Below are 15203 nucleotides of genomic sequence, written 5' to 3'. Positions count from 1 at the left end.
GACCACCCGCCAGAACAACAAAAAAAGCCCGGCTGGATCAGCCGGGCTTTTTGATTCCAGGATGACCGGAAAGGCTTAGTTGGCGGCCGGGGTGAACTTCGAGACGATGGTCTCGACCGGCTTGAACGCCTGCTTGGCGAGGTCGCTGTAGAGGCCGGCGATCTTCTGCGATTCCGCGACGAAGGTCTCGTAGGCGGAACGGGCGAAGTCGGTCTGGGCTTCCATGGCCTTGTCCAGCGACTTCACGCCGGAAAGCTTCTCGACGAAGGACTTGGTGTCTTCGAACGACTTCTTGGTGTAGTCGCCATAGGCGCTGGCGATCGCCTGGAGACCGTGCTGCACCGAGGTCGCGGAGGCGACGCACTGCTCGAACTGCTCTTTCCCGTAGTTCTGAAAGTCTTCAACCTTGAACATTTCGCAATCCTTTTCCCTGGCTCTCGTCGGGAAGCCCCGGCTCCCTGACTCTGCCCACAAATAGTGCAACGCACAAAAATGTCAAGAATCTTGTGCGACGCACAAAAGCGGATGCAAGAATAGATACAAGTCGCGGAAATTACCGGGTTTTCCCGCAATGGTTCCTTAAGCTTTTGGAAACCGCAGCCCCCTACCCTGATTCCCTGGACGTGTTCAGCTTCCGCAGGCGGTCAAAAGCCGTTCGAGAACATCACCTTAGCCAGAATAGCGGCTCAGGCCCAACGTCTCCCGTGGCGAACACCCGCGGAGGGACAGCCTGAGCAGGTAATGATCCCGGGTCGAGTGGGCACAATTTCGCCTCACGAGCCGGTGATCAAGTCAGAAACGGGGACGGGGTTCCATGCTTCGTAAAAGCTTGTCTTCCTCGCGCTTGGCGCGGGTCGGCGTTTTCGGGCTTCTTACAGTCACCACCGCAGTCATCTTCACCACCGACGCGGCCGAGGCGCGGCGCCACCGCCGCCATTACGCGCACCACCGGGTGCAGCGCGATGTGTCCGAGAGCTCCAGCCCGAAATTCGCGTCGATCATCGTCGACGGCAATTCCGGCGCTGTGCTTCAGTCGAACAATCCGGACGGAATCCGCCACCCCGCCTCGCTGACCAAGATCATGACGCTCTATCTGCTGTTCGAGCGTCTGGAGTCCGGCAAGATGAAGCTCGACACCGAGATGCCGGTGTCGCAGCACGCCGCCGATCAGGATCCGACCAAGCTGAACCTGCGCGCCGGCCAGACCATTCGCGTCGAGGACGCGATCAAGAGTCTCGTCACCCGCTCCGCCAACGACGCCGCCGTAGTCATCGCCGAAGCGATCGCCGGCGACGAGGACGACTTCGCCCAGATGATGACGCGCAAGGCGCGCTCGCTCGGCATGTCCAGGACGGTCTACCGCAACGCCAACGGCCTTCCCAACGACGAGCAGGTCACCACCGCACGCGACCAGGCAACGCTCGGCCGTGCCATCCAGGAGCGCTTCCCGCGCTACTATCGCTATTTCGCGACCTCGACGTTCAACTGGCGCGGCCAGTCGATCCGCAACCACAATCACCTGCTCGGCAGCGTCGAGGGCGTGGACGGCATCAAGACCGGCTATACCCGCGCCTCCGGCTTCAACCTCGTGAGCTCGATGCGCCGCGGTAACCGCCACCTGATCGGCGTGGTGCTCGGCGGCCGCAGCGGCGGCTCGCGCGACGCGATCATGCGCAACCTGCTCGCGGAGAATCTCGAGAAGGGCGCGACCACCCATACCGTCGCCGCGGTCACCGAGCGCAACGGCGCAGACGCGAGCAACGATGTTGCCGATGCCTCGGACACCCCGGCCCGCGCCGCTCCGCAGGCTCAGGCCGCCCCCTCTCCGGAAGCCGCCCCATCGCGTCTCGCCTCGCGCCTGTCGACCCTTGCCGCTGCGACCGCGGCGATGCCGCCGGCGCAGGCCAAGCCTGAAGTCCGGCCGACTGAATCCAAGATCGAGCCCGCGCCGCTCACCAATGGCGTGATCTCGAGCCAGCCGCTCTCGATCATTCCCGGCTCGTCCGAGCCGATGAAGCCGGTCCGGGTCAAGACCGTCCAGGTCAAGGCCGGCGCCGTGAAGGTCGCCTCCGCCGCCCCGGCTCCGGTGGCTCCGCAGGTCACGAGCACGATTGCCGCCCGCCCCGACGTTGCGGAAACCTCCGGCGCCGTCGTCGCCCGGGCCGACCTGGTCAACAAGCCCGAGCCCCAGAGCCAACCGGAAGCGCCGAAGGCCGAGGTCGCCCGCACCGAGCTGCCGCGTCAGCCGGCGGGCTTTGGCACCGGCAACGGCATCCTCGGCGTGCTGCCGGCCGCAACCACCGCCGCTCCTGCCCCGGCGGCTCCAAAGCTTGCGTCCGCCGATCCGGCGCCGCAGCCGATCCAGATGAGCGCCACCACCAAGCCGGTCGTCACCCACAGCGGCTGGATCGTCCAGGTCGGCGCGCTCGAGAGCGAGACCGAAGCCCAGCATCGCATCGACGCGGCGCGGAACTCGGCCCGCGGCCTGCTCAGCAAGGCCGATCCGTTCACCGAGCCTGTGGTCGCCAAGGACAATCGCAAACTCTACCGCGCCCGCTTCGCCGGGCTCGAGCGCGACCAGGCCGAGGCCGTCTGCCGCGCCCTCAAGCGCGCCGAGATCTCCTGCATCACCGTCCGCAACTGATCCACCGGACCTTTCCAAAGCAAATGCCCGCGCCCTGCGCGGGCATTTTTCGTTTGCGATGCGGTGACGCCAAAGGCTGATCCACGACAACCTCTCGTCAAGAATTTACGGTTAAAACTTTACACAAGGGACCGACCACGCCGACAATGGCGGGCATCAGGGCGACGGCAAATGGAGTAAGCGGAGTTCACGCGGTACGGGCGTTTGTGGCGTGGTGCCGGAGTTAGCCGTTATGCGTACGAAGCAGAGTATCCTTGGCCTCGTTTACACGGGCGGCGAGATACGTCGAGCCCCCCTGGTCGGGATGGAGTTTCTTCATCAGGGACTTGTGCGCCCGGCTGATGTCGTCGCGCCCCGCCCCCGGCTGCAGGCCAAGGATCTGATAGGCTTCCTCCGCCGTCATTTTGCCGCCCGGCGCCGCGCCGCGCTGCCGCCCTGCCGCATCGCCTTGCGCGTTCTGACGCCAAGCGGGAAACCGGCGGTCCAGATAGCTTTCAAGTAAGGCCACGCTCTCGGCGTCGAACGCCGGGACCATCGCCAGCAGGCCAGCAAGATCGAACTCGTCGAGATCACGCCCGGCATTGGGCCCGGCGACGATCCGGCCCGCGAGCTGGCCGGAATCGTGGTCGAGCTGCATGTCCAGGAACTGCGAGCGCACGCGTGAGGCCTGACCGGTCGGGCGCGTCGCCCCGCCACCGAACAGCCCGCCGATATTGCCGAAGCCGGCGTTTGCCAGCGGCGTCCAGCCGAGCAGCCCAGCGCCCATGAGCCCGAGCGGGATCGCCACCGCCAACTCGCCCCGCAGACCCGTGAAGGCCGCAACCGCCAGCGCCACGACGCCGCCGCCGAACTTGATGGTGCGCGCCAGCACCGCCGGATTGGCGGAGCGGAACATCTGGAGCAGCAGATAGAGCGTGATAACGGCGACAGCGCCGGCGATCAGAGTCATGGCCGGAATATAGTCGCCCTGTTGTCAAAAAGCATGGCGTCCTTCGTCCACGTCCACGATCGGCTGGTGACACGAGACGTTCGTTTGCCGATAAGCGCCCTGTCCGAACATTTCGGCACGCCCAGCGGTAACGAAGGCCGCGCCGGCCTAGCCTACTTCAACTGGCCGATCAGCCTGGCCGCGCCGCTCTCGCCCTTCGCCAGTTTCAACAGCGCCTCGCGGCCGCCGACGGCGTAGGCCGCGGCGGCGCGCAGCAGCTCGCGCAGTTGCGCCGCCGCGCCGGGATCGAACCGGCACCAGGCGCCGCCGGTCAGCCGCGCGATCTCGCGAAACGCCCGCTCGGCCACGGTGTCATGGCCTTCCTGAAACAGGAACACCGGGACCTTGAGCATGCCGAGCTCGCCGGCCTTGGCGCAGAGCTCGTCGACCTTTTCCTCCATGGCATCGCCGACGAAGACGACGGCGCGCACGCCGGAGGCAACCGCTTCGCGCCGAGCCTCGCTCAGCACCTTGCCGATCTGGGTGTCGCCGCCGCGGCAATCGATCTTGCTCATCAGCGTCGCGAGCTTGCTGCTGTCGGAGATCCAGCCCGTGGCGCGGCATTCGTTGAAACCGCGATAATAGACCAGCCGGATGTCGAGACTGCCGAGCGCTGCGGCTTCGCGGAACATGTCAGCCTGGAGCGCGCAGGCCATGTCCCAGGTCGGCTGCCGGCTCATCGTCGCATCCAGCGCGAAGATCAGTCGCCCCTTCGCACCGGGCGCATGTGGTGACAGCGCGCGCGCCTTGGCGACGAAGGCGGTGATGTCCTCCGAGGTCGATGTCCTCGCCTTCGACGGCGCACCGTCCGCTTGCGCCGAGACGGCATCGCCACCACGCGGTTTGATCGGTTCGCCCGACATCTCTGCTTTTCGCCTTGCGTGAGCAGCTAATGTGGTCAGCAACGACGGCCCGGTCAATGTGCAAAGCCCCCGCGGGCTGACGCCGACGGGGGCTTCGAAGATCGGATCGACTGAAACGAGAGGTCAGCCCTTCGCAGGCGCCATCAGAGCGACCGGACCGGGCTCGAGGATCTTGGGCGGGGACGATTGCGTGTCGACCGGCGCCACCTCGCTGTCAGTCGAGCTCAGGAATTTATCGAGCATGCTCTGGATCGAGTTCTTGGCGGCATCCGGACCGGTATCGCGCATGTCGTTATGCTGGAATTCGGTCTTCACGACCTGGATGCCGGCCTTCTCGCATTCCTCATCCGTCGGGATCACACCCGCGTCGGTCTTGAACTGCGGGTCCTGCGAACGGAACGACAGGATCTTGAACTTGCCGGCGGTGACGAAGGGCACGCGCAGATTGTCGAGCGTGACGACCTTCTTGACCTCATCCGGATACTGCTTGGCGAAGTACATCGTGATGTCGCCGCCCATGGAGTGGCCGACCATCGTCACCTTGTCGTAGTCGGCGTTGGGCTGAACCTTCTTCAGTTCCTGCATGGCGAGGTGGATGTTGGCAACGCCGCGCAGGATCTGCGGCAGACGGCCGACATAGAGCTCGCCGGGCTTGGTCACCATCGGAGGATCGGTCGGCAGGTCGTGCTGCGGGCTCACGACCATGTAGCCACGCGCAGCGAAGATGTTGGCGAGGAAGCCGTACTCGGTGTTCTTGACGGTGTTGCCGTGATTGATCACTGCGACCGGCAGCGTGATCATGCCGGCATTGGCCTGCATTTCCTTGTCGCGGCGGATCGCGATGTCGACGGGCACCGGACGGTTGTCGCGCGAAGCGTCGTAGAAAGTGATGGTCTCATGCTTGATCGCCCACTTGCTCGCCGTGAAATAGGCGATGCCGCAGAGGGCACTGACCGAAACCAGAACGGCAATTCCACGCTTCATTTTCGTCCTCAGCCTCAGGCTCTTACGGCCTGAATCCCTGTTGAAAATCGTGTTCTTCCGGGGCTCTCTGGCCCCTTGTCGCCTATTCCCTAATATATGTCACAGCCACGTGACAGGAAGCGTAAATATTGTGAGCTGACAGCCCTTTCATTGTGCGCCGCACACGATTCTTGGGCAACCCATACTGCTACGGCTACGTCAGCGTGCAGGTCACTATCGGACGCAACCGGTCTCGATCGGGTTCAATTTCGCAGTTAACGTGGGTGAAACGATCGAATGCCCGCTCAGTTCCAGCGGGAACCGATCGCACGAACCGCTAGGGAAGTAGTCTTATACCGCCCCTGTCAGGCGCCGAGGATGTCGTGGACCTCGAGCGGCTTGTCGACCTGGCTGAACCACTCGGCCCGGTTGGCGGCGCGACGGCGGCCGCGCTCGTCGAGCGGCAGCTTGAGCTGACGGAGCAGGCTGGTCACCTCCTCCCGCGCGGTGAGATGGCCGAGATTGGGCCGCATGCCGAGCGTGGCCTCGTCGATCTCGTCCAGCGCGGTCAGGCCGCGCGGGAAGAATTCGCGATAGACGACGCGTTCGGCGAAGCCGTCGACGTAGCGGAAGCCGAGTCGCAGCGACAGATCCTTCAAGCCGTCGGCGACGAGCTGCTTGTTGCGGGAGCCGAGCATCGACAGGCGGTTGCGGACGACGATCCAGTCGGTGGTCGCGCCGTCGAGTTGGCGGCGCTTGCGCCTGACATCGCGCACCATCTCGGCGTAATGGCTCTCGCCCGTCACCGCGTAGTTGGCAGGATCGACGGTGCCGAGCACGTCGAAGTCGAGGAAGCTGTCGTTGATCGGCGTCACCAGGGTGTCGGCCATCGAGTGCGCAAGCCGCATCAGATAGCTGTCGGTGCCGGGCGTATCGATGACGATGAAGTCGAAGCTGCGCTCGACCGCCGAGACCGCTTCCATGAACTGCTGGAACTCCGAGTTCTCGTTGTCGGCGATCTGCATGGTCTCGCCGAGCTTGATGCAGCGATGCACCGGCAGCTCGAGGCCGAGCCCGGTGCGGCGGGCCCAGGCGGAGCGGTTGCTGATGTAGCGGGTAAAGCTTTGCTGCCGGCAATCGAGGTCGATGGTGGCGACGCGCTGGCCGGCCTTCAGGAGCGCAACGGCGATGTGCAAGGCGGTGGTCGACTTGCCGGAGCCGCCCTTTTCGTTTCCGAGCACGACCACATGCGCCGAGCCGGATTGGCCTTGGCTAGCTTGCACAAGCATTGCGATCCTCAACACCCCTAACGAATATCTTCGAGTTGACCGCGTCTGCGGTCAAGTGAAATGCGTGACAGTTAATGCAAATTGCAACGCGCCGTGCTTCATCATGTATAGCAGTGCGGCGGCGCGCCTGTGATCCAGCCCACACACGCGCAACATCGCGCGCAGCTCGACGCGAATTGCTGTGCCGCATCCGGATGCATGGCGTCGACGACCGCCGCTTGTTAAGGTTAGCCCGCCGGCCGTCGGGCCGCGCCCGCGCCGATTCCCATCCCTGTCGAGTCCCAATTCGAGTCCCGATGTCACGAAGCCCCTTGATCGCCCGCACGGTCCCCACCCTGCGACGCGCCGTCGACAACCTACGCAAGCGAAAGGCCACGATCGCGCTGGTCCCGACCATGGGGGCACTCCATGACGGGCATGTGTCGCTGGTGCGCCTCGCCAAGCGGCGCGCCAGCCGCGTCGTCGTATCGATCTTCGTCAACCCGACCCAGTTCGCGCCGACTGAGGATTTCGGCGCCTATCCGCGCACCTGGAAGGCCGACATCGCCAAGCTCGCGGCCGAGGACGTCGACATCGTCTGGCATCCCGGCGTCGAGGCCATGTATCCGGACGGCTTTGCAACCCGCATCGTACCGGAGGGACCGGCGATGGCCGGCCTCGAGGACCGCTTCCGGCCGCACTTCTTCGGTGGCGTAGCCACCGTCGTCGGCAAGCTGTTCACGCAGTGCCGGCCAGACGTTGCGATTTTCGGCGAGAAGGACTTTCAGCAATTGCGGGTGGTGACGCAGATGGCGCGGGATCTCGACCTCGGCATCAAGGTGATCGGCTCCCGCACGGTGCGCGAGCGCGACGGGCTCGCGATGTCCTCGCGCAACGTCTACCTCTCGGCGGAGGAGCGGCAGACCGCGACCACGCTCTACCGCGCCATGAAGGACAGCGCCGGCCGCATCCGCGCCGGCGAAGCCCTCGGAAGCGCGATGACGCGGGGCGCCGAGACGATCGAGGCGGCCGGTTTCGCGCTCGACTATTTCGAGGCCCGCCACGCCGAGACGCTGGCACCGGTCATCTCGCGCGCGGACGGCCCGTTGCGGATCCTGGTGGCGGCCAAGCTCGGCACGACACGGCTGATCGACAATATCGCGGTGTAACCGGCGGGATCGACTTGCACGCGCCCTCGCCCGGATGGATGATTGGCGTGAGGGAACGAGCCGAGCGGCAAGGCATGTCGTCCATCCGCATGATGATCGTGAGCGGCATGTTGACGCTCGTCGCCGCGACCGCCGCACCGGCGCAGCAGCGGCCGCCGATCGGCCTGTATGGTTCGCCGACCGATGCCATGATCTTCTATGTCGCTCATGGCCCTGCTGGCGCCTGCGGACCAGGCTGCTCCGACTGGATCGCCGCCGAGGGCACGGTGCAATGGGACAGCTACAAGCGGCTGATCGCGATCCTCGATCGCCAGGCGGGAGGCAAGCTGCCGATCATCATCCATAGCTGGGGCGGGTCCAATCTCAACGTTGCCGTCAGCATGGGCCGCATCCTGCGCGACCACGGCCTCGACGCCACCGCAGGCGCGACCGAGGTCGAGGCCTGTGTCGGCAAGTCCGAGGGCGATTGCTTTGCGCTGAAGCGTCCGGGCGGCCCGCTCGACGCCAAGGTGTCGGTACCGGATCCGGCCTGTGATCTCGCCTGCATCCTCATGCTCGCCGGCGGCGTGCATCGCAGCCTGCCAGAAGGCGCCAAGGTGGTGCTGACGGGCCGCTCGATCCGCAACCGCCGCGCGCCCAATGTCGCGCCCGAGCAGCGCGAGAGCCTGACCGTGATCTTTGGCGAGCAATACCGCAAATACCTGCTCGAGATGGGCGTCGAGCCCGCACTGGTCGACATCGTCGACGGCGTCGGCGAAGGCGGACGTCCGATCGTGGTGCCGCCCGCGGACTGGGCGCGGCTGCATATCGTCACGCCGCAGTGAGCAGCGGCCTCACAGCAGCCCGAGATCGCGCAGCTCGCGCCGCATCGGCTCCGGCATGGCCGCGATCGAGCCGGCGGCGGATTTGCCGAGATCGGGCGGCACGGAATCGTCGGTGAGATAGCGCCAGCCCTGGAACGGTCGCATCGGCCGCGGCGACAGCGGGATCACCTTCGGCTGCATCACGATCCGGCAGCGGCCGATGCCGTCCTTGTCGCGGAACGGCTCGATGCCGATGATCTTTTCGCGCGCGGCGATCTCGCCCTTGATCACCCAATAGAGCGATCCGCCTGCCAGGATCTCGGCGTCGCGCTTGGGGACCATGCGCGTGACGTGGATGTGATGTTGCGGCAGACCCTTCTTCTTGGCGGTCTGCATCCGTTCGGCGACCCACTCCTTCAATTCCTTGACGGAGTCGCAGCCGACGGCGAGCTTGATCAGATGGAGTGGCATGCCCCAGCATTAGCCGGGCGGCCACGCATTGGGAATGCCGATCTACTCGTTATCCGCAGCCGGAGGCGCCGGCGTCGCGGCCGGCGGCGGCGCAAGCGGAACTGGAGCGGCGGCTGGCGCGCGCTTGGCGGCCGGCTGCTTCTTTGCGGCCGCGGCGGGTGCCGCAGGCGCAGCGGCTTGCGCCGAGGCCGCCGCGGGTGCGCGGGGGGCTGGCGCGGCGTTTGCGGCAGGCGCGGCCTGGCGCGTCGATGCCGTCGCCGGCTCGGGAGTCATGATGCTGACCGGCGGCGTCGACGAGGCGCTCGGGAACTCCGCATTGGTGGGCTTGCCAGTCGGCAGCGACGGCGGCAGCCCGGCGAGCGCAGCATTGGCCGGCAGCGCCCCCGGCCCCGCGGGTGCGTTCCAGGTCGGCGCGTAGCGTGCGACCAGCTGATCGTAGAGATGGGAATCCATGTTGGCTGCGACCTGCTGCTGATCGGTCAGCGAGCGGAACGCGGGGCAATCGAACTGCGTGCAGCCGTCGCGCGCGGCCAGCACCTGGGCGACCAGGCCATAGCGATCGTGCTCCAGCGTCTTGCGCAGCAGCTTCATGTCCGGTGTCAGGCTCTTCTCGGCAGTTGCGGCATCGCCGAGTGCGGTCAGCCGGTCGATCCGGCTTGCGGTATAGACGACGGCGGCGGCGGCCGCGTCGGGCGCGCCGAACAGCGCCTTCTCGCAGCCGGCGGCCACGGTCTCGCCGGCGAGCTCGTCGAGGCAGGACAGCGCCGGCAGGCTCGCGACGACCGTGGCTTGCGTGCGACCTTCAGCAATCGGCGTTTCGTGTCCGAGCGGCCCATAGAGGCGCACGGTGGCGGCGACCGCGATGGCGATGGCGAGCAGCGACATGACGGTCAGTGCACCGTTGGCGATCGTTCTCTCGGCGCGCAGCAGCGTGATCAGCAGAATCAATCCGAATAAACCGGCAGCGGCCAGCGTCATCCACATCGGGAAGGCCGACAAGCGCCAGATTTGGTCGAGCGAAGTGGCCCCTGCCAAGTCCATGCGCGACGTCCCCTCACGCGAGCTGAGAGCGAATGATCAAGCGAGCACCGCGAGTCGGCAACTGGCCCCGGCCCACCTTGCGAAGGTGAAGCGGGCCTTTTGACGGCGGCAGGATACAAATTCCTTGAGGCGCGACAAGGCGCCGGTGGCCTTCAGGACAGCGCGAGCTGGCTTTCCTTGGCGACGCGTTCGAAGGCTTCGGTCGAGCTCTTGATGCGGTACTGGCAGTCGTCGCCTTCCGTCGGCAGCAGGCGGATGATCTCGTACGAGCCGCTCGCAGCCGGGCGCGCGACGTTGCTGGCCGTGAAAAGTACGCGCGCTCCCACGGGGAATTTATGCTTCAACGCCCATCTCCATCACTCAAACAGCGCCGGCCGTGCCCAGGGTCCCACTGCGACGGACCGGCTAAACCCGGGCCGCTGTATAGCACGCGGCCGGCGGCTTTGGCCAGTGGTATACCGGCATGCCAAACACGCCGATCTGTCAGCGTTTTCAGGAAGATGGCCGGGGAACCGGGCGGCCGATGATGCCGCCGGAAAGGCCCGCTTCAGGCGGTATGGGGCAAATGGCCGTCGGGGCTAGCGTGATCCACCGCCTTGGGCAGCTCCTGGGCCAGGATCTCGCCCAGCTGATCGACGGGAATGTTGTAGCGCGCGGCCAGCTGGCGGACGGTGTCGTTGCCAAGCACGGCCCGGAGCTGATCGGCCGAGATCGGCAGGTTCTGGCCGTTGCCGAGCCAGGATTTGACCTGCTCGCCGAAGCCGGACTGCTGGAGCTTTGCGACGATCGCACTGAGGCCGCCCTGATTGTTGCTGCCGAGCACCTCGTTCAGCACGGCCGGGAGCACGGCGGCGCCGAGCTGGCCGAGCGCGCTACGCAAGGCGGGGTTGTTTTCCAGCGAGTCCAGGATTCCCATGACGATGCCCTCTCCTTGCATTCCCTGACGATTGAGCGCCGCCCTCGCGCAGGCCGTCAAGCGGCGCTCAGTCACATTCATGAGTTAAGCGAGCATGATCTTATCGGAAAACCGGTCCTCTCTTTTCCGGATCATGCTCACGCAGTCTCGAACTTTTCGATGACAAGCGTTTCGGCGATGCCGTCACGGGTCCATTCCTGAAACGCCGGCATTGCGATCATCGTGTCCATATAGGCCTTGGTCTCCGGTGTGACCTCGATGGCGTAGGTGCGGAAGCGGTGCACGACCGGGGCATACATCGCATCCGCCGCGCCGAAGCGGCCAAACAGATACGGTCCGTTGGCGCCATAGCGGGTTCGGCACTCGCGCCAGATCTCCTGCACCCGCGCGATGTTGGCCTTGGCGTCCGCCGACAGCGTCACGGGGCGCACCGGGCGGTGCAGATTCATGCCGCATTCGCTCCGCAGGGCCATGAAGCCGGAATGCATCTCGGCGCAGACCGAACGGGCATGGGCGCGGGCCGCGGTATCGTCGGGCCACAGCTTCTTCTCCGGATAGCGCTCGGCGATGTATTCGATGATGGCGAGCGAATCCCACACCGTGATGTCTCCGTCGACCAGCACCGGCACCTTGCCGGCGCGGCTGAAGGAGAGAATCTGCTCCTTGTCCGCGGGATTGTCGGTGTAGAGCGGGATCACGGTCTCCACGAAAGGAATGTCGTTGGCGCGCAGTGCGATCCAGGGCCGCATCGACCATGACGAGTAGTTCTTGTTACCGATCGCGAGCTTGAGTGCTGCCATGTGCTGGTCCTTCCGTAAGTCCGTCTGAAGCGAGCTGCTTTTAACGCCATCGCCTGCCGCCAATCAATCGTTGGTGCGCCCGGCCATGCATGGCAATCGTTGCGATCCTCGCGAGGAGAACGACATGAGCAGGCACTGGGTCGACATCACCGCCGTCGGCTTCTTCATCATCGAATGGCTGGTCTATGCGCTGACGCTGGAGCATTCGGCCTATGGCCGCGACAGCCTGTCGGCGCGGATGAACCGCTATCGCGAGGTCTGGGTGCGCCGGCTGCTCGACCGCGAGACGCGCATGGTCGACATGCAGATCATGGCCTCGCTCCAGAACGGCACCGCCTTCTTCGCGTCCACCAGCCCGTTCGCGCTCGGCGGCGCGCTGGCGCTGCTGCACGCCACCAACGACGCCATCACCATTTTGGGCAAGCTGCCGGTCGATCTCAGCACCTCGCCCGCCATGTGGGAATTGAAATGCGTCGGCCTCGTGCTGATCTGCGTCTACGCCTTTTTCAAGTTCGCCTGGGCCTACCGTCTGTTCAACTACGTCGCCATCCTGTTCGGGGGCATGCCGCCGGCCTCGCAGCGCGACACGCCCGAAGCCGAGGCCCATGTCATCCGCACCTCGCGCGTATTCGAATCCGCCGGCCGCCATTTCAACCGCGGCCAGCGCGCCTTCTTCTTTGCGCTCGGCTATCTCGGCTGGTTCGTCAGCCCCTGGGTGCTGTTCGTCAGCACCGCGGCGGTGGTGGTCGTGACCTGGCGGCGGCAATTCGCGTCCAGCGCTTGGGCTGCGATGGCGCCGGAGGTGGTGGCGGGTGACGAGGGGTTGAAGCGCGGTCGTTGATGATCTCTCCTGGACACGCTGGACGTGCGAGCGACGCGGCGCAGCGCCGTAGGGTGGGCAAAGGCGCAAAGCGCCGTGCCCACGTTTCCGCAATGAAACGCAAAATGCGTGGGCATGCTTCGCTTTGCCCACCCTACGATCTCCGAGTGTTTGGTAGGCAGTTCAGATCGCAGACACACCTTCTCGTCCTCGCGGCTCATTTCGCCCGAGCTTTGCCTGGTCACTTCACCCTCTAAGCCAAGAGGGCGCAGGGAAGGCCGGGTGCCAGCTCGCACCCGCGGTCCGCTGCGCGAAAGGTAGCGCAAGGAGACCGCACAGCAGCATACAGGTGAAGCCCAACACACGGCCTTCCCTGCGCGATGGTCGGACGGCTTATGCCGTGCTCTCCCGGGAGCCGAGTTCGTTCTGGCCTCCCTCGCCCCAGCGAAAGTCGCCGGCAGCGCGCCGGTTGACGCGACTGCCGCATCCGCAAGGGCTTGACCGTAGCAACGACGGCCAGGACCACACGTCTATATTTTGGCATTCGGTGAAACACGCCGAAACTAACAAAACCCTTCAAAACAAGGGATTTTCGATTACCCTGATGCGGGCTGTTTCAGCGGGCTTCACCAAAACAAGGGCCCGGCCCTAAGCCTTTCAGCGTCCGCACGACAAACTGAAAGTCCCAAAGCCGAGCCCTTTGGTCCCAAGCCTTAGGAGCCGAAACCACATGGATACTACCATCGCCCCCTCCCCCGCCGGCAAGCGGGGCCGTAATAGCGGCGTCATTCTGACCGACCGCCTGTGCGAGAAGCGTGTTGCCAAGCGACTGAAACTCTACGACCGCAAATGCCCTGGTCTCTATGTCAGCATCACCTCGGCGGGGGTGGCAACCTTCTCCTTCAAGTTCACCGACAGGCAGACCGGTAAGCAGCGTACCGGCTGGCTCGGCGCCTACAACCCGGAGACCTTCACGGTCGAGGACGCCCGCAGCAAGGTCTACGGCCTCAAGGCTATGGGAGGCGAGGCCCTCGCCGAGACCTTCCGTGACCAGAGGACCGCGAAGGTAAAGCGCGGCAAGACCGTCTCCGAGATCGTCGATGAGCGCATCAAGTGGATGAAGACGCCGGTCAAAAAGCCCGACGGCGAGATGAGGCCTCGGCTGGAGAGCTGGGAGAACACCGCGAGCCACCTCGACCGCTTTATCCGTCCCCGCCTCGGCAAGAAGCTGGCCATGGATGTCACCAAGCATGACATCGCCACGCTCTCGAACGACATCGTTGCGGGCAAGTTCGGCAAGCCCTCGGTCAGCAACGCGCGCCATATGCGCAAGGCGGCCTCGGGCCTGTTCAACTGGGCAGCGGAGGCCGGGCGCGACTACGTGACGGCCAGCCCCTGCGTCAACTTGCCGAAGCTGGATCCCGAGCATCCCCGCACCCGCGTCCTCTCCGAGGACGAGATCAGGAGGTTTTGGTACGGCCTCGACCGAAAGGATCTGCCCTGGGATCGTCGCACCCGCCTCGCCCTTAAGTTCGAACTCGTCACCATGCTGCGTTCGCGTGAACTGCTCGGGGCGCGCCGCGACGAGCTGTTTGCCCTCGACGGCGAGCATCCGCGCTTCGACGTCCCCCTCAAGCGGGTCAAGAAGCGGCGGGTCATCCAGCAACCGTTGTCCGATCTGGCCGTCGAGATCATCAAGGAGGCGCTGGCCACGGATCATCAGCAGTTCGTATTCGAGAGCCCCATGTATAAGGGCCAACCGATCCACCGCAAGGCGATGGCCGACGCGCTGCGCGGCACCAAGAACGAGAAGAACAAGAACAAGACCAAGACCGCCGGGCTTTGCGAGCTGCTCGGCCTCAAATCGTTCACGCCACACGACCTGCGCCGGACGGCGGCGACTTTGGCCGGCGACCTGGGCTTCGACGATGCATGGATCGCGAAGTGCCTCGATCATGCGGCCAGCAAAAAGGCCGGGCAGATCGTGCCGACTGTCACCGGCAAGGTCTACAATCACAGCAAGCGAATGAGGGAGAAGCGCGCGGTGCTCGATGGCATTGCGGCGGAGCTGCGGCGGATTATCGGTAAGTCCGCTGACGCTGGGCTCCCTCTCGTCGCCTGACCGATGACGGTAGCGATGTCCGCTTCACTGCCAGAGGCGGACATCACACCGATCTCTTGCACGTGCGCTGTGGGCCACAAGCGGAAGTTCGGACGGTTAACCGGACGCATCCGACCTCTGTGGAAAGGAAACAAGGTCAGCGAAGCAGTCGTTCGAGAGTGACAGCGGTCGGAGGTGCCAATTAAGGGCCTTAAAGACCGAACTGCGCCTCAGGCTCCGACGCCCTCTTCAGGTTGCGGAACCAGAAGGACTTAGGTTGAGTTATCGGCTGGAACAGGGGGCGGGAAAGAGCCAATCTTACATCCGAGTGCCAAGATTATAACTGGCGATAAGCG

General features: G+C 65.0%; 15 protein-coding genes. 5 read left to right on the top strand and 10 right to left on the bottom strand.

Going from position 1 to position 15203, the window contains the following annotated elements:
• Positions 1–75: 75 nt before the first annotated feature.
• Positions 76–414 (bottom strand): phasin family protein, encoded by a 339-nt coding sequence (locus tag QA642_RS21670; RefSeq protein ID WP_024341049.1) that lies wholly within the window; start codon positions 412–414, stop codon positions 76–78.
• A gap of 400 nt (positions 415–814) precedes the next feature.
• On the opposite strand from QA642_RS21670, the gene QA642_RS21665 reads away from it, so the two are divergent.
• Entirely contained in the window at positions 815–2644 is a 1830-nt protein-coding gene (locus QA642_RS21665; RefSeq protein ID WP_283086417.1) for a D-alanyl-D-alanine carboxypeptidase, read from the top strand.
• Positions 2645–2867: 223 nt separating this feature from the next.
• Here QA642_RS21665 and QA642_RS21660 read toward each other — a convergent pair whose 3' ends face one another.
• From QA642_RS21660 to QA642_RS21645, 4 genes are all read right to left on the bottom strand, one after another.
• Positions 2868–3593, bottom strand: coding sequence for a DnaJ domain-containing protein (locus tag QA642_RS21660; protein ID WP_283086416.1), 726 nt, complete (start codon positions 3591–3593; stop codon positions 2868–2870).
• A gap of 152 nt (positions 3594–3745) precedes the next feature.
• Positions 3746–4495 (bottom strand): VWA domain-containing protein, encoded by a 750-nt coding sequence (locus tag QA642_RS21655; protein ID WP_283086415.1) that lies wholly within the window; start codon positions 4493–4495, stop codon positions 3746–3748.
• Positions 4496–4618: 123 nt separating this feature from the next.
• Positions 4619–5479 (bottom strand): alpha/beta fold hydrolase, encoded by an 861-nt coding sequence (locus tag QA642_RS21650; RefSeq protein WP_283086414.1) that lies wholly within the window; start codon positions 5477–5479, stop codon positions 4619–4621.
• 344 nt (positions 5480–5823) lie between these two features.
• Positions 5824–6747, bottom strand: a complete 924-nt coding sequence (locus tag QA642_RS21645) for a division plane positioning ATPase MipZ (protein ID WP_027559698.1) — start codon at positions 6745–6747, stop codon at positions 5824–5826.
• A 296-nt stretch (positions 6748–7043) separates the two neighbouring features.
• Here QA642_RS21645 and panC point away from each other — a divergent pair, with 296 nt between their 5' ends.
• Positions 7044–7895 (top strand): pantoate--beta-alanine ligase, encoded by an 852-nt coding sequence (gene panC, locus QA642_RS21640; RefSeq protein WP_283086413.1) that lies wholly within the window; start codon positions 7044–7046, stop codon positions 7893–7895.
• Positions 7896–7942: 47 nt separating this feature from the next.
• The gene (locus QA642_RS21635) at positions 7943–8719 is read left to right on the top strand and encodes a hypothetical protein (protein WP_349253860.1); all 777 of its coding nucleotides are present in this window, start codon (positions 7943–7945) and stop codon (positions 8717–8719) included.
• A 9-nt stretch (positions 8720–8728) separates the two neighbouring features.
• Here the strand turns inward: QA642_RS21635 and QA642_RS21630 are convergent, their stop codons facing one another.
• The 5 genes from QA642_RS21630 to QA642_RS21610 form a co-directional block, all read right to left on the bottom strand.
• Positions 8729–9169: a DUF1489 domain-containing protein gene (locus QA642_RS21630; RefSeq protein ID WP_283086412.1), complete on the bottom strand. Its 441-nt coding sequence runs from the start codon at positions 9167–9169 to the stop codon at positions 8729–8731.
• A gap of 42 nt (positions 9170–9211) precedes the next feature.
• On the bottom strand, positions 9212–10210 hold the full coding sequence (locus QA642_RS21625; RefSeq protein WP_283086411.1) for a hypothetical protein: 999 nt from the start codon (positions 10208–10210) through the stop codon (positions 9212–9214).
• A 152-nt stretch (positions 10211–10362) separates the two neighbouring features.
• Positions 10363–10554: a hypothetical protein gene (locus QA642_RS21620; protein WP_027559703.1), complete on the bottom strand. Its 192-nt coding sequence runs from the start codon at positions 10552–10554 to the stop codon at positions 10363–10365.
• Between the two features lie 203 nt (positions 10555–10757).
• Positions 10758–11126, bottom strand: coding sequence for a YidB family protein (locus tag QA642_RS21615; RefSeq protein WP_167381161.1), 369 nt, complete (start codon positions 11124–11126; stop codon positions 10758–10760).
• 137 nt (positions 11127–11263) lie between these two features.
• The gene (locus QA642_RS21610) at positions 11264–11926 is read right to left on the bottom strand and encodes a glutathione S-transferase family protein (protein ID WP_283086410.1); all 663 of its coding nucleotides are present in this window, start codon (positions 11924–11926) and stop codon (positions 11264–11266) included.
• A 124-nt stretch (positions 11927–12050) separates the two neighbouring features.
• Between QA642_RS21610 and QA642_RS21605 the strand changes: the two genes are divergently transcribed.
• Positions 12051–12767, top strand: coding sequence for a DUF599 domain-containing protein (locus QA642_RS21605; RefSeq protein WP_283086409.1), 717 nt, complete (start codon positions 12051–12053; stop codon positions 12765–12767).
• A 709-nt stretch (positions 12768–13476) separates the two neighbouring features.
• Positions 13477–14868: a site-specific integrase gene (locus tag QA642_RS21600; RefSeq protein ID WP_283086408.1), complete on the top strand. Its 1392-nt coding sequence runs from the start codon at positions 13477–13479 to the stop codon at positions 14866–14868.
• Positions 14869–15203: the final 335 nt, after the last annotated feature.

Origin of the sequence: Bradyrhizobium sp. CB2312 (assembly GCF_029714425.1) — a bacterium.
In the GTDB taxonomy this organism is placed as follows: Bacteria; Pseudomonadota; Alphaproteobacteria; order Rhizobiales; family Xanthobacteraceae; genus Bradyrhizobium.
The sequence above is the reverse complement of the archived record's forward strand: the minus strand, read 5'-3'. Positions and strand labels throughout refer to the sequence as shown.